Raw genomic sequence first — 321 nt, forward strand, 5'->3', positions numbered from 1 at the left:
CTACTGGCTTTTGCTCTTTAATAAAGCTTTCAATAAGTGCAATAGAGTCGGTGTTTTCTACTAAGTCCCATAGTGGGCCGTGGCCACCTGGGTAAAATACCGCGTCAAAATCTGTCGAATTTACTTCACTAAGCACTTTGGTATTGGCCATTAATGTTTGTGCGGCGCTGTCTGCGTCGTAGCGTTTAGTTGCATCAGTTTGAAAATCAGCAAGAGTACTTGTAGGGTCTATCGGGGGCTGGCCGCCATTTGGCGATGCAAGAGTGACTTCAACGCCTGCATCTCTAAATGCGTAATAAGGGGCTGCGAATTCTTCTACCC

General features: G+C 46.4%; 1 protein-coding gene. It reads right to left on the bottom strand.

Going from position 1 to position 321, the window contains the following annotated elements:
- On the bottom strand, positions 1–321 hold a 321-nt coding region (locus AAEY62_RS21315), incomplete at both ends, for a DJ-1/PfpI family protein (protein WP_350636373.1).

The sequence above is a fragment of the Pseudoalteromonas sp. GW168-MNA-CIBAN-0100 genome (assembly GCF_040309225.1).
GTDB classification, from domain to species: Bacteria; Pseudomonadota; Gammaproteobacteria; order Enterobacterales; family Alteromonadaceae; genus Pseudoalteromonas; species Pseudoalteromonas arctica.